The organism is Algoriphagus mannitolivorans DSM 15301 (genome assembly GCF_000429425.1).
Classification (GTDB): domain Bacteria; phylum Bacteroidota; class Bacteroidia; order Cytophagales; family Cyclobacteriaceae; genus Algoriphagus; species Algoriphagus mannitolivorans.
In genome coordinates this window covers 101895-122651 of record NZ_AUBV01000014.1, presented here as the reverse complement: position 1 = coordinate 122651, position 20757 = coordinate 101895, and the positions used below count along the sequence as shown (strand labels likewise).

Below are 20757 nucleotides of genomic sequence, written 5' to 3'. Positions count from 1 at the left end.
GTTTTCATTATTTCACCTTATCCAAAGTCATTTCCATAAATTGAAACCACTGATCTCCTGCATTGTACTCGCCGATTTCATGCCATTGCCCTTGATCATTGAGTTGAATGATGTAGCGGACTAGTTCGGTTGGTCTCCAGATAAATTTACCATCCTTGAAAGTGGCCGGATACTTCCCGCTTAATCCACTTTGTAAATAGGAACTGAACTCGTATTCTCCATCTTTGCCTTTAGGCTGAATTACCGCCAAAGCATGGTGCACCACTTGTCCATCTGATTTCCCAATTCCCTCTATTTCCAGTAACGTTCCGCTTAACTTAAATTCGATAATCTCCTCCTGCTGGAAAGTCATCCGCTGACGATCCTGGCCCATCATCCATCCACTTCCTTTCCAGTGTCCTTCTAGAAAAGCTAATGATTTCATTTGATTCTGAACCTCAGGATTCAGGGCATAATCTTGAGCCTGAGCAAATTGAACTGCCGAAATCATGCAGACCAATAACAAGAAATTTTTCAATTGATTTTTCATAGTACAAATTGGTTTATGTTATAAACTATAGATTCAAATTTTTTTACTCAATGTAGTTTTTGAGGTTTTCCACATATTCTTCAAAAGCTTTCAATCCCGTAGAAGTGATTTTACAGGTGGTCAATGGCCTTTTTCCTCTGAATGATTTCTCAATTTGGATGTAACCAGCCTTCTCCAACTTGTCCAGCTGTACACTGAGATTTCCAGCTGTAGATTCGGTTTTTTCTTTGAGAAAAGTAAATTCTGCTTCTTCCAAGCCGATCAATAAGGACATGACCGCCAGTCTAAGTTGGGAATGTAATAGAGGATCTAAGGGCTTAAACACGGTTTTTATACTTTTTCTTCAAGAGATATCCTGGCACTAGGTAACCCAAAATCATTGCAATCCCGCCGACGAGGTATTGATCATTGACGGGGACCAAAAATCCCACAATCGCTCCTAGAATCAAAACCCATCCACCAATTTTCACAGTATTGTCTTTGATCATCGCACCGGTAGCAATTACACCTACTGCAGCCAAAAGAAGGATGATGGGATTGTGGCTATAGTTGATCACAGGCATAAAAGCCAATAGACAAATCATTCCAATAAAGACAACTATCCAAAGCTGTATCAAGACATTATCTAAATGTGCCTTGATCCGGGCTTTTTTGCGCTCCTGTGCTCCTTTCCAAATACTTGCGACCACTGCCGGAATTACCAACAACCAGACGATGTATGGCTTTTCATACCCGCTTTTGCTCAGGAAATAATGTCCAAAATTGCACAATGCAATTACCCAGCCCCATAGAAGAAGTTGAAAACTTCCATCTCCTGCGGCTTCTCGCTTGGCTCTGCCGATCATCTCGGTGATCAGCGAAAGCGATTCTTTACCAGTTAATTCTTTTTCCATTTCTTTTGCCTTTGCTAATTGTAACGACGCTAATATAAATAGGTTTATGTTATAAACCATTTTATTGTTGATTTTTCTTGCGGAAAAAATTCAACTAACTTTAATCAACTCCAATCTTGCACTATGAAAAACATCTTTGATCCCAAAGTCACCGAAGAGCTGATCAACCGAATTAATCAGCTGAAGCCCGAATCTCCAGCCCTTTGGGGAAAAATGAGCGTTGACCAAATGCTCGCTCATTGCTGTGTAGCCTATGAAATGGCATATACCAACAAGCACCCCAAACCAAACCCAGTGGTAAGATTTCTTTTGAAGGCTTTTGTGAAAAAAGGTGTGGTCAATGAGGTGCCCTATCCAAAAAACTCAAGAACAGCTCCCGCATTTATTATCTCGGACCGGAAAATTTTTGAGGAGGAAAAAGACAGATTGATCAAATACATCGAACATACCCATTCTCTGGGTGAGGATCATTTCGAAGGAAAAGAATCCCTCTCTTTTGGACCGCTCACTGCCAAAGAATGGAATAATCTATTCTATAAACATTTGGATCATCACCTCCGCCAATTTGGAGTTTAATCCAAATCATGAAATCAAAGCTTTCTAAAAATCCATGAAATCCTTTGCTCCGATTGCTTCTTTACTCCTGTGGGGGATTGCCTGGGGATGTAGCCCAAAGCCTCCCGCTCAGGAAGCTAAAGAAGAACCTTCTGAAATCATCCAGGAAAAACAATCTTCAGAAACTACCGAGTCTGTCTCTGGCGCCACTTATACTGGAGATAATTCTCAGACTTCAGTGGACTGGCCGGGGACTTATTTCGCTGTGATTCCCTGCAAAAGCTGTGAGGGAATAGAGCTTTGGGTAACCCTCAAAGCCGAGGGTACCTTTGAGATGAAGACCAATTACCTTGGACTAAATGATGCGAGGGAGGAAATTTTCACCGGGAATCTGGTTTGGGATGTTTCTGGATCCACCGTGAGTTTTGAAGGACTGATAGGCAATTATCCCGGAAAATTTAAAATAGGTGAAAATCAGATTTGGTATTTGGATAAAAATGGAAATCTGATGCAAGGGGAATTGGCCGATCGGTATATTCTAAAAAAGAAATAGGCCTGGTGTTCTTAAAAAGGAAAACCAGGCCTTTTATTTCTTAATCACTTGAATCTCACAATTTTTCCATGCGCCTTGGAAGTCATTGCCTGAGGAATGGAGTCTGTGATCTCGTTGTAAAGCAATTCCACCAGCTTTTGCTTCAAAAAACTCCGGTTGAGGATAATGCTCACTTCCCGAATCGGGGCTTTCCCAAGAAAAGGCCTAAGTCTAGACTTTTCCTCCTCAGAAAGCTCATGAGTAGCCAATTCAGGCAGTAGTGTCACCCCTTTGTACCGATTGACCATATTTTTTAATCCTTCCAAAGAACCGCTTTCGTAATGGAAGTTTTTGTGTCCGGCCATGGATTGATCACAAAAACTGATCACTTGGTCACGAAAGCAGTGTCCTTCCTGAAGAACCCAAAGTTCATCCGCCTTCAATTGCTCCGGTCTGATCTCTTTTTCACGGAGGAGTTCGTGCCCTTTTGAGAAATAGGCATAAAACTTCTCGTAGAACATGGGCTTTTCCAAAATCCCAGGCTCTTCCAGAGGAGTCACGATAATTCCCAAATCCAATTCGTCATTCTTGAGCTTTTTGACGACCTCATCGGTTACCATTTCCTGAACTTCTAGCTTGACATTTGGGTATTTTTCCAAAAATCTCCGGATAAACAGATGCAATAAATAAGGAGCCAGTGTTGGAATGATCCCGATCTTGATCGTACCGGAAATGTCTCCTTTTAGCTGAGCAACCAATTCCAAAATACCCCTGCTCTCTGAGACCACTTTTTTGGCTTGGGCAATAATCTGAACCCCTATTTCCGTTGGAATTACAGGCATTTTACTTCTATCAAATAGAATTACTCCCAGTTCTCTCTCCAACTTACTCAACTGCGCACTCAAGGTAGGCTGGGTGACGAAACATGAATCGGCAGCATTCCCAAAGTGACGATGCTTATCCACGGCTATCAAGTACTCTAGTTGTTGAATTGTCATAATGATAGATATTTTCTATGGCAAGAAAGGAAATAAACCGGAAAAGAGTTCAGTCTACCCCAAGAATAGGCTCTTCCAATTTCCTTTTAAATCAAAGTACAGGACACTTATAAAATCGACAGGGTGTATTTTTCCTAAATGACTAAAAAGCAGTAATTTATTTTGATTTTCCCCTTTAACCCAAATTGCTACACATGAGTAATTCTTCATTCTCCCGCAGAAAATTCCTGAGCGCAAGTCTTTTGACCACGGCAGGCGCCAGCCTAATTCCCGGATTATCCTTTGGTGCAGCCACTCCAATTTTTCAAGCAGCTCACGAACGGGTGAGATTAGGCTTTATAGGAGTTGGTCGCCAAGCAATGGGTTTGTTAAACAATTTCATGAAAATCCCAGGAGTTGAAGCCGTCGCAGCAGCGGATGTCTATGCGGTCAAACGGGAAAGGTTTGCGCTAAGAGTGCAGAAAAACCTGACAGACGCCGGAAAACCTTATGTTGCGCCAAAACTTTATGAGGACAACAAAGACCTTCTGGCAGATCCGAATGTGGATGCAGTTGTGATTGCTTCCCCAGACCATTGGCATGCATTGATGGCTATTGATGCTTGCAAAGCCAAAAAGGACATTTACCTGGAAAAGCCACTGACATTTACAATTCAGGAAGGTCAAGAACTGGTCAAGGCGGTCCGATCCAATGGGGTAGTTTTGGCAGTAGGCTCCATGCAGCGTGCTGCCACCAATTTCCAAACGGCGGCAATGCATGTACAGAAAGGAAAATTGGGAAAAATCTCCCAGGTCCTGGTTCATGTAGGGGACAACCCTTTTCCACGAACTTATGATCTCCCCAAGCAAGATCTTCCTGCAGGCTTGAATTGGGAAAAGTGGCTAGGCCCAATTCCAAGTATTCATTTCAATGACGAGCTAAACCCGGGCATTTCTCTCAATCCGGAAACGAATGAAAAAGCCTGGGGAGCTTGGCGTTGGTTTAAGGAAACAGGAGGTGGATTAATGACGGATTGGGGAGCACACATGATCGATGTAGCCCAGTGGGGTCTGAGCATGGACAGAAACGGTCCCGTTGAGGTAATTCCTCCTACAGGAGATAAGCCTTTGACATACAAATATGCCAACGGAATCGAGATGTTGATAACTAAGTTTGATGAAGGTCGACAAGGCGTAAAATTCCTTGGGGAAAAAGGTTGGATAAAAGTTTCCAGAGGAAATTATGACACCTCCATTCCTGAGCTTGAATTGGGCAAAGAGCCCGAAAACTTTACATTTTCGGCGCATCACGTTGATTTTATCGACAGTATCCGAAGGAGAAAAGACCCCATAGTCCCTGTGGAGATCGGGCATAGCACCTGCTCGGTTTGTACCATCGGAAATATCGCAGCTGAGCTTGGAAGACCTTTGAAATGGGATCCCATTTCCCAGGTTTTCCACAATGACTGGGAAGCTAATTCCAAGCTTCATTACGTCTATCAGAGAGGCTATCGTTTAGGCTAAATTCCAAACTTATCCACACCAAAATGAGAAGGTATGTTTTAGATTTTCTGAGAAAGTTTGCCTACTTATCCACACTAAGTTTGGCCATTTCCTGCGGGAAAAAAGAGGGATCTGCTGAAATGGCAGATACCGAATCCCCAATTGTATTTGTGGCTAATCCACAAGCTGTTTCTGAAAAGCCGATCGCAAAACTGGCTATCGGAGACTCTGCACCTCCCTTCCGATTGCCGGGCATTGATGACCAGTATCACTCCTTGGAAGACTATGAAGCATTTGATGTTTTGGTAATCAACTTTGTCTGTAATCATTGTCCCACTGCTCAAGCCTATGAGGACAGATTCATCAATCTGGTCAAAGAATATCAAGGCAAATCGGTAGGTTTTGTGGCGATATCTCCCAATAGTCCCATAGCAATTCTGCCGGAGGAATTAGGCTATACGGATTTGAGTGACACCTTTGAAGAAATGAAAATCAGGGCTGAAGACAAAGGGTACAATTTTGATTATCTCTATGATGGGGACACGCATGAGTTTTCCACAGCTTATGGACCTACGGCTACTCCTCATGTTTTTGTATTCGATAAGAACCGAAAGTTGGCTTATTCTGGAAGAATAGATGCCCATGAAAAGCCTGGAAGCGGGAATGCTGAAGACCTCAGAAATGCCATCAATGCAACGTTGGAAGGAAAGGCTTTGCCTGAAGATCAAGCCCAGACACCGGCCTTTGGCTGCTCGATCAAGTGGGCCTGGAAAAATGAATACACCCTTAAAAAGAACGAAGAGTGGCAAAAAAGGGAAGTTACCTTGGAGAAACTCAAGCCTACCGGATTGGAAAAACTTCTGAAGAATGATACCGATAAACTCCTCCTGGTAAATTTCTGGGCAACATGGTGTGGCCCCTGTATAATGGAGTATCCCGAGTTCGTCACCATGCAGAGAATGTTTGGAGAAAGGGATTTTCAATTTGTATCCATAAGCATGGACTCGCCAGAGCAAGAAGAAAAAGTCCTGAAGTTCTTGAATGGAAAGGCCTCGGCACTTCCTAATTACCTGATGGATACCGAGGACAAATACGAGGTAATCAAAATCGTCGGAGGGGAATGGGATGGAAGTTTGCCCATTACATTACTAATTGAACCCGGAGGAAATATAGCTTTTCGTGCTCCGGGAACCATTGATCCTCTCACTTTAAAGAAGAAAATTGTGGATCACCCGATGATCGGAAGATACTTTTAAGGCGGAAATCTTTGGGAAATAGGATTGAAAACCATTAGATTGTATTCAATCCTATTTCTCGTGCTTATGTTTGAAAACTCACTTGTACAGCTATCCCTAAATTTATATTCGGGGTCTCGACTCTTAATCCAGAGGATTCAAGCAGCTCTTCAGGATTCAGGACTTACTTATCCACAATTTTTGGCACTTTCCATTCTCTGGAAAGAAGACGGACTCAAAGTTCATGAATTAGGGCACCACCTCAACTTGGACTCTGGAACCTTGACTCCGTTGTTGAAAAAGCTGGAGGCTCAAAACCTCCTCAAGCGCAAACGTGGAGAGGAAGATGAAAGAACCGTCAGCATACACCTTACCTATCCGGGAAAATCGCTTCAGACCAAAACAATGGAAGCTATTGCCTTGTTGGAACAAGAATTAATTGAGGAAATGGGAGAAGAATTCAACAGAATCTTGCCCGTCTCCGAGGCGTTCTTGGAAAAACTAAATACCCTTAAAAAATAATATGGAGAAACTGATTGTGGATTACACCGCTGTAGCTTTCAATACTGGCGGTAGAAAAGGTCATGTTAAAACGGATGATGGAAAACTGGATTTTCCTGTTTCCATGCCCAAAGAAATTGGAGGTGATAGTGCCCATACCAACCCTGAACAACTCTTTGCTGCGGGTTATGCGGCATGTTTTGGAGGAGCTTTGGGTTCTGTGGCTGGAAAAACCAGTCTGCGGGATTCTGAAATAAAAGCCAAGGTCCACCTAGGGCACTATGGCCCGAGCAGCTTTGGATTGGCGGTAGATATTGAAGTCAAAATACCCCATGCCGAAACCCTTGCCCATGCGCAGGAGCTCGTAGAGAAAGCCCACGAAATCTGCCCTTATTCCAAAGCAACCCGAGGAAACATAGAAGTAAACGTCAAGGCTGTAGAATAAATCGCCGAACACATTCCAAAAGGCATCTCCTGAGATGCCTTTTTTCTTGTCTAAATGCCGAGTTTTTATCCTATCGGTAATTCCCATAAGTTGAAATCCTTTTAACTTCCGACTCCGAAAAATATACCCTATGAAAAAGATTTTACTGCTTAGTGCTTTTCTGATTCTTACTTCTTTGGGGGCTTTTGCCCAAATCCAAACTCCAGAGCAATTTTTGGGATACAAACCCGGCGATCGCTTTACGCCCCATCACCGGATGGTGGATTATTTTGAGCACATCGCTGCAAACAACCCCAATATCAAATTGATCCAGTATGGTGAAACCAATGAAAAGAGACCTCTAATCATTGCGATTTTATCAAGCCATGAAAACATGGCGCGATTGGAACAAATCCGCACTGACAACCTCAAGCGTGCGGGTTTGATGGAAGGAAGCCCCAGCACTGAAATCCCCATCAACTGGATGTCTTTCAATGTCCACGGAAACGAATCGGTAGGAATGGAAGCTGCCATCTCTACTTTCCACACGTTGGCAGACCCTTCCAACCCAAAGTCTCAGGAATGGCTCAAGAATCAGGTTGTCATCATCGATCCTTGCATCAATCCTGACGGAAGAGATCGCTATGCCATGTGGTATAATCAAAAAATGAATACTACCCTTCAGCCAGACCTTCAGTCCATGGAACATAATGAGCCATGGCCGGGAGGAAGAGCCAATCATTACCTTTTTGACCTAAATAGAGACTGGGCTTGGCAAGTGCAGGTAGAATCTCAGCAAAGACTGAAAGTTTACCAGCAATGGATGCCTCAACTCCACTTGGACTTCCATGAGCAGGGAATCAACCAGCCTTTTTATATGGCACCAGCTGCAGAGCCATTGCACGAGCAGCTCACGGCATGGCAGCATGAGTTTCAGGATATTTTTGGAAGAAATACTGCCAAATACTTCGACCAAATGGGTCGCTTCTATTTCACAAAAGAGCGCTTCGACTTGCTTTATCCTTCTTATGGAGACACCTATCCTATGTACAATGGGGCCATCGGGATGACCATTGAGCAAGGTGGCGGAGGACAAGCTGGCCGTGGAGGATTCAATGCCGTCGGTGATACTGTGACTTTGAGCTATAGAATTCAAGGGCATTATACGGCTGCCATGTCAGCTGCCGAAGTGACCAGCCAAAACTCCAAAAAGCTTCTGGAGGAATACTCCAACTTTTTCAAATCCAATTCTTCCAATCCAAAAGGCAAATACAAGAGCTTTGTCATCAAAGGAGAAAGCAACGCTGCTCAGGTAGCCAAACTTTTGGAGCTATTGGACAAAAACGGAATTCAGTATGGCAAGGCGGGATCAAAAACCGGACTCAAGGGCTATGAATACCAAAGCGGAAAATCAGGAGTGACATTTTCCACCTCAGATCAGGATATTGTCATCAGTGCCTACCAGCCTAAATCTGTGCTCGCTCAGGTGCTCTTTGAGCCAAATCCAGTCTTGAATGACTCCATCACCTATGACATCACGAGCTGGTCTATGCCTTATGCCTATGGATTGAAGGCCTATGCCTTAGAAACCAGGCTTGACCCAACTTCGTCCTATCAAAAACCATCATTTACTCCTAATGTGGCTGGTGCGACTCCTGTTGCCTATTTGGTGAATTGGAACGGGACTCGGGACGCGGCTTTTTTAGCAGCCTTACTTAACCAGAAAATCCGTGTGAAATATGCTGAGTTTCCTTTTGAAGTAGAGGGGAAAAGCTTCCCAGCAGGGTCCCTGATCATTACCAAAGGAGGAAATGAATATGTGGGTGATTTTGACAAAAAAGTCGTGGACACGGCTAACAAATTCGGGGTTTCTCTCGCCACTACACAAACTGGCTACATGGACAAAGGAAAAGATTTTGGTTCCCCAAATATCCGAACCATCAAATCCCCAAAAATCGCATTAGTCGGAGGCGCAGGTACCTCTTCTTTGAGTTTTGGGGAAGTTTGGCACTTCTTTGAAAAAGAGTTGAATTACCCGCTCAGCACCTTGGAAGCTGGGTCTCTTGGAAACTATGATCTCAGCCGATACGATGTGATCATCATGCCCTCCACCTTTGGTTCAGCGATCAACGGAAATGCACAAACCAAGCTTATGGACTGGGTAAAAGCTGGAGGAAAGCTAATCGCTATGGATGCTGCCCTGAATCTGTTTGCCAACAAAGAAGGCTTTGGATTGAAAACTTTCGATACGGAAGAGGAGAAAAAAGCAGCTGAAAAAGCCTCTCAGGAATTGGCAAAACAGGAACGCTTAGAACCATACACCGAAGGGGAAAGAATCAACATTTCCTCAGGAGTGGAAGGGGCGATTTACGAGGTGAAAATGGATCAAACCCATCCGCTGGGTTACGGAACGGGAGGCAAATATTATACGCTGAAGAATAATTCAAGTCGATTTGCCTATCTCACAGAGGGAATCAATGCTGGAATCATTGCAGGAAACGACTCTTATCGTACCGGATATATCGGCTATAAGATCAAGTCCAAAATGGGGCAATCATTAGCCATCGGAGCAGAAAGACAAGGCCGGGGACAGATCGTTTACTTTGTGGATAACCCGATCTTCAGAGGCTTCTGGGAGTCAGGGAAATTGATTTTAAGCAATGCAATATTCCTCGTAGGGCAGTAAAGCACTCAAATCCAGAGGATATTTCACAATGCCGCTTGCCAGAAAAAAGGCAGGCGGCTTTCTTTTTGGGAATGAAAGCCGGTACCAAAAGCATTTTTTATCCTGTATAAATTGGCTATCTTTTTCAAAAAATCTGACTAGGCTGAAATCCTATGGCTTTTTCAGGACAATCTTTGGAACCCACGTTCATGAAAAGTTTACTCCGGTATTTTGGATTTTCTTTTATTCTTTTTTCATGTAGTCCAGGAGAAAAGACCCCAACTTCAGCCAATGAGGTAGTCCTTCAATCCTCCCAGGTAACGGTTCTTGCCAACCTGCCTGATTCACTTCAGGCACGAAGGATTGAACTTGCAAACTCACCTGCACCGAGAGTGGTGACTATTCCTGCGGGAGATGGAAGAGTGTACTCCTACACGAATGAATCTGGGGAACCTATCAGCATAAATCTCGCTACCCCCAAAAAGCAAGACCTGCTAGTCTTGAGTTACACCAACGGCTCAGTGATCAAAAGCCCTGATGGAAAAACATTTTTATTGGGGGAAGGAGGAGTATCCCAGTTTAAATCCTTTACCACTGATGACGGCTTAGCCCTAGATGGAGTGAATTGCGCCATTTTGGACCGTAGGGGCCACCTGTGGTTTGGCACCAATGGAGGTGGAGTAAGCCGGTATGACGGAACAGGATTTACAAATTTTTCAACTGCTCAGGGCTTGGTAGGCAATACTGTCCGGAGCATCTGGGAGGACAGCTCAGGTCATCTATGGTTTGGGACCTTAACGGGAGTAAGCAGTTTTGACGGTCATAGTTTTACCAATTATACCTTGGAAAATGGCCTGGTCAACGATGTAGTGTTTGGAATCACAGAGGATGCACTTGGCAATATCTGGATGGCTACAGGAGGTGGAGGAGTCATCAAATTTGACGGCAAAGAATTCACCAACTACACTACCAAAGATGGCTTGGCGGATGATTTTGTGATGGCGATTGGAAAAGACTTGAAAGGAAACCTGTTCTTCGGCACCAATGGGGGAGGAATGAGTAAATACGATGGCTCAAAATTCACCACTTTTACCGAAGCGGATGGCCTTGTGGGCAACCGCGTGAGAAGCTTTGGAGTTTCCTCCACCGGTGATCTCTGGATAGGAACTATCGGTGCCGGAGTCAGCCGATTTGACGGGACAAACTTCCAGAATTACTCCATTCAAAATGGTCTGGCAGACAATATTGTCCGCTCAATTCGCGAAGACAGAAATGGACATATCTGGTTTGGAACAGAACATGGAGCCAGTAGGTTTGACGGCCAAAAATTCACCAGCTACACAAGAGAGCAAGGAATTTCTGCTAACAGTGTCATAGACATCGTTCTGGATGATTCCGGGAAAATCTGGTTTTGTACAGACGGAGGGGGAGTCAGCCGTTTTGATGGAAGTTCGTTTACCAGCTTTACAGTAAACCAAGGTCTGGGAGCCAATATCATCATGAGTTCTCTGGAAGACCGTCAAGGGAACATTTGGTTTGGGACCTCGGGAGGAGGAGTAAGCAAATTTGACGGAACTGGTTTTACCACCTATTCCCTATCCCAGGGACTTGCTGGAGATATTGTTTACGCCATGGTCCAAGATCGGAGCGGCAATATCTGGTTTGGCACTGGAGGAGGACTGAGTCAGTTTGATGGGAAAAGTATGACCACTTATACCTCTGCACAGGGTCTCAACTCTAATGAGGTTTATGCCATTGAAGAAGACATTACCGGTAACTTATGGCTAGGCACTGAAAATGGCCTTGCCAAGTTTGATGGAAAATCCTTTACTCAATACACCCCTGAGCAAGGTCTGGCAGGATATATTGTTTTAAGCATTCAGGCAGAAAAAGACGGAAGCCTCTGGATCGGGACTGTGGATGGAGGACTGAGCTATTTTGACGGAAAAAAATTCACCCAATTGACAACCCATCAGGGCTTGGCAGATAATTCCGTGATTCAGGTCAAGTTAGATTCTCTTGAAAATCTTTGGATCGGAACCCTGAAAGGAATCAGTTTTCTACCCGAAAAAGTCAAATCCTTGGCAGCGGAGGGCAATACCAATGTCATCGAGCTCTTTCGGAATTTCAGTACCGACGAAGGACTTCCTGACCAAGTGATTCTCCAAATCGTTCCCTTGCAAAAAGGAAAAGTGGCTGTCGGAACGAATCTGGGGATCGCGTTTTTTGACGGACCGAAAAAAGAGGAAGAGTTTACCGAACTGAAAAACATCGAAATTTTCAATTCCAACACCGGATATCCGGTCAAAGATCTGACCGATGGGCAAGATGGAATGTATCAGGACCGCAACGGGATTTTGTGGGCAGGAACAGGAAGCAATAAAACAGCCCTAGTCAGATTTGATTATCAGGCTTTGGTCCGAAATCAAACTCCTCCAAAAGTGTTTTTGAGACAGCTTCGAATCAATGAAGAAATAATTTCATGGAACAGTTTGAAACCCAAGACCGACCTTTCTCAACAGGTCTGGGAGGAAGTTACCTCTTTAGGAAAATCACTAAATCCGGAGGAAAGATCCAGGATTCAGGATCGATTTAAAGGAGTGGATTTCTCCAGCGTAAGTCCATTTTTCCCAATTCCTCAGGGTCTGGTTCTGCCATATAAGCACAATCATATCAACATTGACTATGGAACCAGCGAACTGGCAAAGCCATTTTTGGTCGAATACCAATACATGCTGGAAGGCTACGATGAGGAATGGAGCCCGGTTCTGAAAAAGACCAGTGCAACTTTTGGCAACATCCAGGAAGGAGAATATACCTTTTGGGTGAAAGCAAGATTTACAGGACCAAGTGAAGGAGAAGCCAGCAACTGGACAGAACCAATCAGTTTTTCCTTTACAGTCTTGCCTCCTTGGTACAGGACCTGGTGGGCATTTCTTGTTTATTCCCTGCTTTTCCTTTCTTTGATTTATCCTATTCACCGGTATCAACGCAACCAAACAATAAAAGCGGAGCAAGAGAAAGCTCGGGAAAGGGAATTGGAACAGGCTCGGGAGATTGAAAAGGCATACACCAAATTGGAAGCTGCCCATGAAAATCTCAAGTCCACGCAGGCTCAGCTCATCCAACAAGAAAAACTCGCCTCCTTAGGCCAGCTGACAGCGGGGATTGCCCACGAAATCAAAAACCCGCTGAATTTTGTGAACAACTTCTCGGGATTAAGCATGGAGTTTTTGGATGAAATCGAAGAAGAGCTCGAAAAAATCGAGGAGTCTGAGTCAAAAGAAAACATCCAGGATTTGTTGGGAGACATTCGGATCAATTTGGAAAAAATCCGACATCACGGAGGAAGGGCAGACAATATCGTCAAATCCATGCTCATGCACTCCAGAGGCGGCTCGGGTACGATGGAGCCTTCTGATCTCAATGAGGTAATCCGGGAATACGTCAATCTCTCCTTTCATGGAATGCGGGCCAACAAAAACCCCATCAATGTCGATATAGCCTTAGAACTCGACGAAAAGCTGCCCAAAATCCCGCTCAACTCCGAAGACTTCAGCAGAGTCATTCTCAACCTGACCAAAAACGCCTTCGATGCCATGAGAGAAAAACTGAATTCCAATGGCCAGGAATACAAACCCAAGCTGACGGTGAAAACCAAAGATTTGGGAAATCAAGTCCTGATCGAAGTAGAAGACAATGGTCCGGGTGTATCCGATCAAATCAAAGACAAACTTCTAATGCCTTTCTTCACCACTAAAAAAGGGACTGAAGGAACCGGCCTTGGCTTGAGCATCACTCATGATATCATCAAAGCCCATAATGGTAGTCTTGATATCAGCACTGAGGTCGGGGAATGGACCAAATTCAGCATTATTATTCCAAAAACTTAACAACTCTAGAACTATGAAAATCCTAATTGTAGATGATGAGCGGGATATAGAAGACCTATTCAAGCAAAAATTCCGCAAAGAAACACGAAATCTGGGCTTAGAATTGGTTTTTGCATTTAGCGGACAGGAAGCTCTGAATATCCTGGGCAGCGAAAATCCCCCCGAAGTCATGTATGTATTTTCAGATATCAACATGCCCGGCATGAGCGGATTGGAAATGCTATCCATCGCAAAAGAACGATTTCCACAGATTCAGATCAGTATGATTTCGGCTTATGGAGATTCTGAAAATTACAACAAAGCTATGGAGTCAGGAGCAAAAGGGTTTTTCACTAAACCTGTAGATTTTGAAGCTTTGAGAAAAGAAATCGTAAAGATCCTTACGAAATAATTTTCCCGCATTGATCTGGAAAACTTAAAAACTAGAAACGCTGAAACCCTATGATTCTGGTCAATATTATTTCATTTTTCCTGCTTTACTACCTAAAGAAATTTTTTGGAGGAGAGAATTTTTCTCCTGAGCTGAAAAAGTATTTCAAATTTGGGATGCTGGGCGCTGGTATCCTAGCCTTGGCAGGTATCACCAAAATCCCTCCAAAACTTCTTTTCGACTTCCTTTCTTTAGCCTTGGCTGGGGGAATAATCTTTTTGATTATCAATTCCCCAGAGCTGGAAGAGCAGAAAAACCTCGCAGTGACTCCCCTGCCTATCCTGGTTGTTCAGGTGGTGAAGTTTATCCTCGAAACTTTCTTGCCTTCGTACTATGAGGTAATAGACAAATACCTCGCAGCAGCCGGCTTTTTTGCTATCATCTGGGCAGTCACCATGTGGCTCAATCACCGAAAGGAGATGAAAGCGATTCAGATTGAGCGGATGATTTCCAAAGAAAAAGAGCGACAGCTTTTTTTAGCCCAAGAAAGAAAAGAAGAACTCGAGCGCCTCGTTCGTGCCCGAACCTCCGAGATTCAAAATCAAAAAGAAGAACTACTTCAAGCCCTTAACCATCTTAAATCCACGCAAGAGCAACTCGTTCAGCAAGAAAAATTAGCCTCTTTGGGTCAACTCACAGCAGGTATTGCGCATGAAATCAAAAACCCGCTGAACTTCATCAACAACTTCGCGGAGCTCAGTGAAGATTTTTTGAAAGAAATCCAGGAAGAAGTCCAAAAAGAAAACGGGCAAATGGACCGGGAAAACCTTCAGGATCTTTTGGAAGATGTGAAGTCGAATCTGAAGAAAATCCGCCACCATGGACACCGGGCAGACAACATTGTCAAATCCATGCTGATGCATTCCAGAGGAGAAAAAGGCGAGATCAAAAATACTGACCTCAATGCCTTGATCCGGGAATACACCAATCTTGCATTTCATGGTATGCGAGCCAATCCCAACCCTATCAACGTGGAAATTGCGCTTGATTTGGACGAGAGTTTAAAGCCTATTCTTTTGAATGCCGAGGACTTCAGCCGGGTAATTCTAAACTTGACCAAAAACGCTTTTGATGCTATGCGCGACAAAATAAATGGTGTAAGTTCAGATTATAAAGCTAAATTAGAGATCAGAACTAAGGAGCTGGAGGATAAGGTGTTATTGGAAATTGAAGACAATGGCCCCGGAGTTCCGGAGGAAATTAAGGATAAGCTTTTGATGCCATTTTTCACCACCAAAAAAGGAACAGACGGTACGGGGCTTGGACTTAGCATCACTCACGACATCGTCAAATCGCATGGCGGTTCCCTTGAAATCCAATCAAAGGTGGGTGAGTTTACCAGATTTAGAATTTTATTACCAAACAGTGCCACTTAAATTTTTGACCTATGAAGATCATGATTGTAGACGATGAGCAGGATGTGGAAATCCTATTTCTCCAAAAATTTCGGAAAGAGATAAAAAACAAGCAGTTGGAGGTAGAATTTGCTTTTTCAGGAGAAGAGGCTCTCAAAAAACTGGGGGATTCTGGTTCTCCGGATGTGGTCTATGTTTTTTCAGACATCAATATGCCCGGAATGAGCGGTCTTGAACTTTTGGAAAATATCAAGGCAAAATTCCCCAAGATTGAAGTGAGTATGATTTCCGCTTACGGTGACAAAGAAAACTACACCAAAGCCATTAAATCCGGCGCAAAGGGGTTTTTCACAAAACCTGTGGACTTTGAATCCCTAAAGCATGAAATTGCCGAACTGCTTACCAAAAAATTAAACTGATTCTATGGCAAAGATACTGGTAGTGGATGATGAGGAAGATTTGGAAATTCTGTTTCGGCAAAAATACCGACAGAAAATCCGGTCAGGTGAGTATGAAATGCTTTTTGCGCTCAATGGGCAGCAAGCTTTGGACCTATTGAAAGACCATCCCGATGTGGACATGGTGCTCAGTGACATCAATATGCCGGTCATGGATGGACTTACCCTTCTTTCCAATACCAAGGAAAAAAATCCTCTGCTCAAAACCATCATTATCTCCGCCTATGGAGACATGGAGAATATCCGAAAAGCGATGAATTTGGGGGCATTTGACTTTGTCACCAAACCCGTAGATTTTCAGGACTTGGAGATTACCATGGAGAAAACACTTGGCTATATCCACCAGCTCAAATCCACCATTCAGGCCATGCGCGAGAACAACATCCTGAGAATGTACGTGGATGAGACTGTTTTGAATTTTATGGGTGGTAAAGAAATCGAAACGGCTCTGATGGAGAATGAAACCATCGAGGCCACGGTTGCCTTCATTGACCTGGTAGGATTCACCAGGATCTCCGAAAATGAGGATCCCAATACAGTGGTGGGCTTATTGAATGAATACTTCGACCTCATGGTCAAAGAAATCATCGAGGAAAAAGGAAGCGTGGATAAGTTTATCGGTGATGCGGTGATGGCTGTTTTTCAAGGTCCTAATCATTTGGATAGAGCTACTAGAGCCTGCATAGCTATACGGGATAAAATGGCCTTAATTCCCGAGTATTCCGAAAAATCCCATTTCAAACCCCAGGTATCCATTGGGATAAACACCGGTGAAATGATTTCTGGGAATATTGGCTCCAAATCACTCAAACGCTTGGATTATACCGTTGTGGGTGATGCTGTGAATGTGGCTTCCAGACTTCAAAATGCCGCCTCTGCAAGCCAAATTTTGATGTTAGAAAACTGTGCTGTAAACCTTTCTCCGGAAATAAAAACCGGGGTTGTAGGGGAAATGACTTTTAAAAACAAAGCGCAGCCCGTCAAAGTGGTGGAAATCCTTTCCTAAATTCTCTCCATTCTTAATGCTGGTGCCTCTCCTTGATCAGGAAAAGACAATGTCCGTTTTGTCCGATAATGAGCTATTTATCAACAGGGTGCTCACTTCTTTTTGAATCACAATTCTAAATGTTAGATTCATCTCCCCAAACCCAAATGAAAATGAGAAAACTAACCCAACCTGCCTTTTTGGTAGCCTTGGGAGTCTCGGTAAGTATGGCCGCCCTTGTGCCAAAATCCAATCCGACTCTCCTTCCTTTTTCCAAAAACCATGTGGCACAGGATAGTGTCAAAAAGGACTCTTTAGACTACCCTAAATTCAAAGAACTTCCCCTAAAGCCTGAACGAGAAGTAAAATTCACAACCAGCGAAGGCACCTGGATGAGCGTAGATGTCAGTCCAGATGGCAAAACCATTGCCTTCGATCTGATGGGAGATATCTACACAGTACCCATGGAGGGAGGAAAAGCATCTCCCCTGACTACTGGGATCGCTTATGAAACGCATCCGAGATATTCTCCGGATGGTAAAAAAATTCTCTTCACCTCAGATAGAGCCGGCAATGACAACCTCTGGTATATCGACATGGAGAAAAAGGACACTGTTCAGGTGACCAAAGACAAAAACGGCGATGTACCGGGAGCCCATTGGACACCTGACGGAGAATACATCGTGGTTGCAAAAGGCAGAAGAATCACCAAACTGTGGATGTATCACAAAGACGGTGGTGGGGGAATCCAGCTGAATGAAAATCCAGCAACCATGAAGACCATCGATCCATTTGTAAGCCCAGATGGCAAAAGTGTTTATTTCTCTTGGAGAACAGGGGCTTGGAATTACAACGCCATGCTGCCGCAATATCAGATCGGAACCTATGATTTTGATAAAGGAGAAATAACCAGCATTACTTCCCGCTACGGTTCTGCCTTTACGCCTACCCTAAGCAAGGATGGCAATTGGATGGTATATGGGTCAAGATGGCACGATAAGACAGGTTTGGTCATCCGTAACCTCAAAACAGGTGATGAAAAATGGCTTGCCTACCCCGTACAAAGAGATGAGCAGGAATCCATCGCTCCTCAGGGCGTTTTGCCTGCTATGGCATTTACTCCTGACAGCAAATTCGTGATTGCTTCGTATGGAGGAAAACTTTGGAAGCTTCCGGTGGATGGTAGCCAAGCGACAGAAATTCCATTCGAAGCTGATGTTAAATTGGCCATGGGTCCCCGCTTGTACTTCAATTATGAAATCAAGGATACCACTCATAAAGTAGCCTCACAAATCCGGGATGCTGTACCTTCTCCTGATGGAAAAAAATTGGCATTTTCTGCCCTCAACAGACTTTATGTGATGGATTACCCTTCTGGAACTCCCAAAAGAGTAACCAAGAACGAGTTCACTGAAGCTATGCCTTCTTGGAGCCCAGATGGTACTCAGTTGGTATTTGTGACCTGGGAAGAGAAAAATGGAGGCAGCATCTACAAAGCCAATATCTCAGGCAATGGAGCTGTTACCAAGATTTCCTCTGAGTCGGCCTTGTATTCTGGTCCTGTTTGGGGACCAAAAAATAGAATTGTTGTCTTTAAAGCACCCAATAGAGTAATGTTTGAAGCTGAAGGCCCCGGAGTAAATGGCTCAGAAGCGGAGCTTATTTGGATTCCTGCCGCTGGTGGTCCTGCCAGAAAAGTACTCAATGCAGGGAATTATGGAAATGCTCATTTCACTCAGGATACCAGTAGAATTTTCCTCAACAGCCCAGGAGGCACCTTGCTAAGCGTAAAATGGGACGGAACCGATCCCAAGGAAATCGCTAAAATCACCGGCATCACTCCATTTGGATCCGTGGTCGATCCGCATGAGGATCACTCAGGGCATGGCCATGTGGCTTCTGATGTGAAATACGTCATGGGGCGGCCTGTCTCTAATGCGGATGCAGTTAACTATTGCATGCTTCCGGAGGGAACTAATGCCAGAGAACCGCAGATGCGTCCGGCAAGTGCCAGCACTATCTTGATGGCTCCAGTAGGAAATCAGGCTTTGGCACAAGTCAATAATAACGTCTATGTGATCACCATTCCTACAGTGGGAAAAACCCCTAGTATTAATGTCGCAGAACCGAGCTCAAGTACTTTCCCGTCCCGTCAATTGACGGAAATCGGCGGAGAATGGCCGGCATGGGAGGCAAATGGAAAAAAAATCCATTGGTCACTAGGAAACGGACATTGGGTTTATGACTTGGATCGGGCAGATTTTATTGAGGATTCGGTAAAAGCAGCTAAAAAAGCCAAAACTCTTGCCGCTGCAGACAGTGTAGCTGCCTTGAAAGCTAAAGGCGAAGATGCAGTGAAATTAGCGGACTCTCTTGCCAAAGCCGAGAAAAAGCGAATTGATTCGTTGTTCAAAGCGGATAAAGAGAAGTTCAAAGCAGATAGTATTTACAAAGCTGAGCTCAAGGAAAAGGAAACCTACAAGCCAAGCGAAAATCAGGTCAAAGTTTACTTCGCCAAGGCGACTCCTTCGGGAAGCATCCTCTTAAAAAATGCAAGGATTGTGACCATGAAAGCAGGCGAGGTAATTGAAAATGGTGACATTCTCATCGAGAATAACCGAATCAAAGCCGTAGGAAAAACCGGCACTCTGAATGCCGGTTCGGCCAAAGTGATCGATGCTTCAGGGAAAACCATCACTCCCGGCTTTATCGATACTCATGCTCACATGTGGCCGACTTGGGGGCTACACAAGAATTCCGTTTGGATCTATGCCGCAAACCTAGCCTATGGGGTGACCACTACCCGAGACCCTCAAACAGCAACTACAGACGTATTGACCTATGGGGATATGGTAGAAGCCGGGATGGTTCCTGGACCTAGAGTATATTCCACCGGACCGGGTGTTGGATATTGGATGTACAATCTGAAATCTTTGGATCAGACCAAAAACATCCTGAAGCAGTACAGCAAGTACTTCAATACCCAGTACATCAAAATGTATCTTGTCGGCAACCGTCAACATAGACAGTGGGTGATTATGGCTGCGAAAGAACAAAAGCTAATGCCTACCACTGAAGGTGGTTTGGACTTCAAACTGAACATGACTCAGCTATTTGACGGCTATCCAGGACATGAGCACTCTATTCCGATCTTCCCGCTTTACAGCGACGTGACCAAGACTATTGCAGAAAGCAAAATGGCCTACACCCCGACTTTGTTGGTGGCGTATGGAGGTCCTTGGGCTGAAAACTTTTACTACACCACGGAAAGTCCACTTCACGATCCAAAACTTAACAGATTCACTCCTTACAATGAGCTGAATGAGAAAGCCCGAAGAAGAGTCGGTGGACTAGGTGGATGGTTTACTCCTGAAGATCATGTCTTTGAAAAGCATGCCCAAGGGGTCAACTCCGTGATCAAGCAAGGCGGATTGGCTGGAGTAGGATCCCACGGACAGCTTCAGGGTTTGGGCTACCACTGGGAGCTATGGTCTGTGGCTAGCGGTGACATGAGCACTATGGATGCACTTCGAGTTGCTACCATTTTGGGTGCAGAAGCTCTTGGTTTGGATAAAGAACTTGGAAGCATCGAAGCCGGTAAGTTGGCTGATTTGGTGATCATGGATAAAAATCCTCTCGAAAACATCCGCAATACCAACACAATCACCCATGTAGTGAAAGACGGTAGAGTGTATGATGGAAATACCTTGGATGAAATTCTTCCTACACCACGTAAACTGGATGTAAGTCCATGGACCAAGGAAGCGCCTAAGGTGACAACAACCGTTGTACAGTAAATAAAATCAGGATGATAAGAAGGCCG

The 20757-nt window shown here is 44.2% G+C and carries 17 protein-coding genes; 13 read left to right on the top strand and 4 right to left on the bottom strand.

Annotation, left to right across the window (positions count from 1 at the left end; genetic code table 11):
• Window positions 1-7: 7 nt before the first annotated feature.
• From G458_RS0115025 to G458_RS0115015, 3 genes are read right to left on the bottom strand one after another with little or no spacing between them, the layout of a single operon-like run.
• Window positions 8-529 (bottom strand): hypothetical protein, encoded by a 522-nt coding sequence (locus tag G458_RS0115025; protein WP_026952616.1) that lies wholly within the window; start codon window positions 527-529, stop codon window positions 8-10.
• 43 nt (window positions 530-572) lie between these two features.
• The gene (locus G458_RS0115020; protein ID WP_026952615.1) at window positions 573-854 is read right to left on the bottom strand and encodes a winged helix-turn-helix domain-containing protein; all 282 of its coding nucleotides are present in this window, start codon (window positions 852-854) and stop codon (window positions 573-575) included.
• Complete coding sequence (locus G458_RS0115015) at window positions 847-1422, bottom strand: hypothetical protein (protein WP_026952614.1); 576 nt, start codon at window positions 1420-1422, stop codon at window positions 847-849. Before G458_RS0115015 ends, G458_RS0115020 begins: the two co-directional genes overlap by 8 nt.
• Window positions 1423-1545: 123 nt before the next feature.
• On the opposite strand from G458_RS0115015, the gene G458_RS0115010 reads away from it, so the two are divergent.
• Both G458_RS0115010 and G458_RS21000 read left to right on the top strand, forming a co-directional pair.
• Complete coding sequence (locus tag G458_RS0115010; protein ID WP_026952613.1) at window positions 1546-1998, top strand: DUF1569 domain-containing protein; 453 nt, start codon at window positions 1546-1548, stop codon at window positions 1996-1998.
• Between the two features lie 34 nt (window positions 1999-2032).
• Window positions 2033-2530, top strand: coding sequence for a copper resistance protein NlpE (locus G458_RS21000; protein ID WP_051287359.1), 498 nt, complete (start codon window positions 2033-2035; stop codon window positions 2528-2530).
• Between the two features lie 44 nt (window positions 2531-2574).
• Here the strand turns inward: G458_RS21000 and G458_RS0115000 are convergent, their stop codons facing one another.
• Window positions 2575-3507, bottom strand: coding sequence for a hydrogen peroxide-inducible genes activator (locus G458_RS0115000; RefSeq protein WP_026952612.1), 933 nt, complete (start codon window positions 3505-3507; stop codon window positions 2575-2577).
• 194 nt (window positions 3508-3701) lie between these two features.
• Between G458_RS0115000 and G458_RS0114995 the strand changes: the two genes are divergently transcribed.
• The 11 genes from G458_RS0114995 to G458_RS0114940 all read left to right on the top strand — a co-directional run bounded on the left by G458_RS0114995 (window position 3702) and on the right by G458_RS0114940 (window position 20731).
• Window positions 3702-5009: a Gfo/Idh/MocA family protein gene (locus G458_RS0114995; protein ID WP_026952611.1), complete on the top strand. Its 1308-nt coding sequence runs from the start codon at window positions 3702-3704 to the stop codon at window positions 5007-5009.
• Between the two features lie 23 nt (window positions 5010-5032).
• Window positions 5033-6244, top strand: a complete 1212-nt coding sequence (locus tag G458_RS0114990; RefSeq protein WP_035468317.1) for a redoxin domain-containing protein — start codon at window positions 5033-5035, stop codon at window positions 6242-6244.
• Between the two features lie 66 nt (window positions 6245-6310).
• The gene (locus tag G458_RS0114985; RefSeq protein WP_026952609.1) at window positions 6311-6745 is read left to right on the top strand and encodes a MarR family winged helix-turn-helix transcriptional regulator; all 435 of its coding nucleotides are present in this window, start codon (window positions 6311-6313) and stop codon (window positions 6743-6745) included.
• A 1-nt stretch (window position 6746) separates the two neighbouring features.
• Complete coding sequence (locus G458_RS0114980) at window positions 6747-7169, top strand: organic hydroperoxide resistance protein (protein WP_026952608.1); 423 nt, start codon at window positions 6747-6749, stop codon at window positions 7167-7169.
• A 130-nt stretch (window positions 7170-7299) separates the two neighbouring features.
• Window positions 7300-9834 (top strand): M14 family metallopeptidase, encoded by a 2535-nt coding sequence (locus tag G458_RS0114975; RefSeq protein ID WP_026952607.1) that lies wholly within the window; start codon window positions 7300-7302, stop codon window positions 9832-9834.
• Window positions 9835-10022: 188 nt separating this feature from the next.
• Window positions 10023-13706 (top strand): sensor histidine kinase, encoded by a 3684-nt coding sequence (locus G458_RS21530; RefSeq protein ID WP_169719278.1) that lies wholly within the window; start codon window positions 10023-10025, stop codon window positions 13704-13706.
• A gap of 13 nt (window positions 13707-13719) precedes the next feature.
• On the top strand, window positions 13720-14097 hold the full coding sequence (locus G458_RS0114960) for a response regulator (RefSeq protein WP_026952606.1): 378 nt from the start codon (window positions 13720-13722) through the stop codon (window positions 14095-14097).
• 50 nt (window positions 14098-14147) lie between these two features.
• Window positions 14148-15512, top strand: coding sequence for a sensor histidine kinase (locus G458_RS0114955; RefSeq protein WP_026952605.1), 1365 nt, complete (start codon window positions 14148-14150; stop codon window positions 15510-15512).
• 11 nt (window positions 15513-15523) lie between these two features.
• On the top strand, window positions 15524-15910 hold the full coding sequence (locus G458_RS0114950; protein ID WP_026952604.1) for a response regulator: 387 nt from the start codon (window positions 15524-15526) through the stop codon (window positions 15908-15910).
• 4 nt (window positions 15911-15914) lie between these two features.
• Window positions 15915-16955, top strand: coding sequence for a response regulator (locus tag G458_RS0114945; RefSeq protein ID WP_026952603.1), 1041 nt, complete (start codon window positions 15915-15917; stop codon window positions 16953-16955).
• 152 nt (window positions 16956-17107) lie between these two features.
• The gene (locus G458_RS0114940) at window positions 17108-20731 is read left to right on the top strand and encodes an amidohydrolase family protein (protein WP_026952602.1); all 3624 of its coding nucleotides are present in this window, start codon (window positions 17108-17110) and stop codon (window positions 20729-20731) included.
• The last annotated feature ends 26 nt before the right edge of the window (window positions 20732-20757 follow it).

What these genes read in the sequence shown, in the direction of transcription:
- G458_RS0115025 (WP_026952616.1), bottom strand. Translation starts at nt 529, where the DNA reads ATGAAAAATCAATTGAAAAATTTCTTGTTATTGGTCTGCATGATTTCG.
- G458_RS0115015 (WP_026952614.1), bottom strand. Translation starts at nt 1,422, where the DNA reads ATGGAAAAAGAATTAACTGGTAAAGAATCGCTTTCGCTGATCACCGAG.
- G458_RS0115010 (WP_026952613.1), top strand. Translation starts at nt 1,546, where the DNA reads ATGAAAAACATCTTTGATCCCAAAGTCACCGAAGAGCTGATCAACCGA.
- G458_RS21000 (WP_051287359.1), top strand. Translation starts at nt 2,033, where the DNA reads ATGAAATCCTTTGCTCCGATTGCTTCTTTACTCCTGTGGGGGATTGCC.
- G458_RS0115000 (WP_026952612.1), bottom strand. Translation starts at nt 3,507, where the DNA reads ATGACAATTCAACAACTAGAGTACTTGATAGCCGTGGATAAGCATCGT.
- G458_RS0114995 (WP_026952611.1), top strand. Translation starts at nt 3,702, where the DNA reads ATGAGTAATTCTTCATTCTCCCGCAGAAAATTCCTGAGCGCAAGTCTT.
- G458_RS0114990 (WP_035468317.1), top strand. Translation starts at nt 5,033, where the DNA reads ATGAGAAGGTATGTTTTAGATTTTCTGAGAAAGTTTGCCTACTTATCC.
- G458_RS0114985 (WP_026952609.1), top strand. Translation starts at nt 6,311, where the DNA reads ATGTTTGAAAACTCACTTGTACAGCTATCCCTAAATTTATATTCGGGG.
- G458_RS0114980 (WP_026952608.1), top strand. Translation starts at nt 6,747, where the DNA reads ATGGAGAAACTGATTGTGGATTACACCGCTGTAGCTTTCAATACTGGC.
- G458_RS0114975 (WP_026952607.1), top strand. Translation starts at nt 7,300, where the DNA reads ATGAAAAAGATTTTACTGCTTAGTGCTTTTCTGATTCTTACTTCTTTG.
- G458_RS21530 (WP_169719278.1), top strand. Translation starts at nt 10,023, where the DNA reads ATGAAAAGTTTACTCCGGTATTTTGGATTTTCTTTTATTCTTTTTTCA.
- G458_RS0114960 (WP_026952606.1), top strand. Translation starts at nt 13,720, where the DNA reads ATGAAAATCCTAATTGTAGATGATGAGCGGGATATAGAAGACCTATTC.
- G458_RS0114955 (WP_026952605.1), top strand. Translation starts at nt 14,148, where the DNA reads ATGATTCTGGTCAATATTATTTCATTTTTCCTGCTTTACTACCTAAAG.
- G458_RS0114950 (WP_026952604.1), top strand. Translation starts at nt 15,524, where the DNA reads ATGAAGATCATGATTGTAGACGATGAGCAGGATGTGGAAATCCTATTT.
- G458_RS0114945 (WP_026952603.1), top strand. Translation starts at nt 15,915, where the DNA reads ATGGCAAAGATACTGGTAGTGGATGATGAGGAAGATTTGGAAATTCTG.
- G458_RS0114940 (WP_026952602.1), top strand. Translation starts at nt 17,108, where the DNA reads ATGAGAAAACTAACCCAACCTGCCTTTTTGGTAGCCTTGGGAGTCTCG.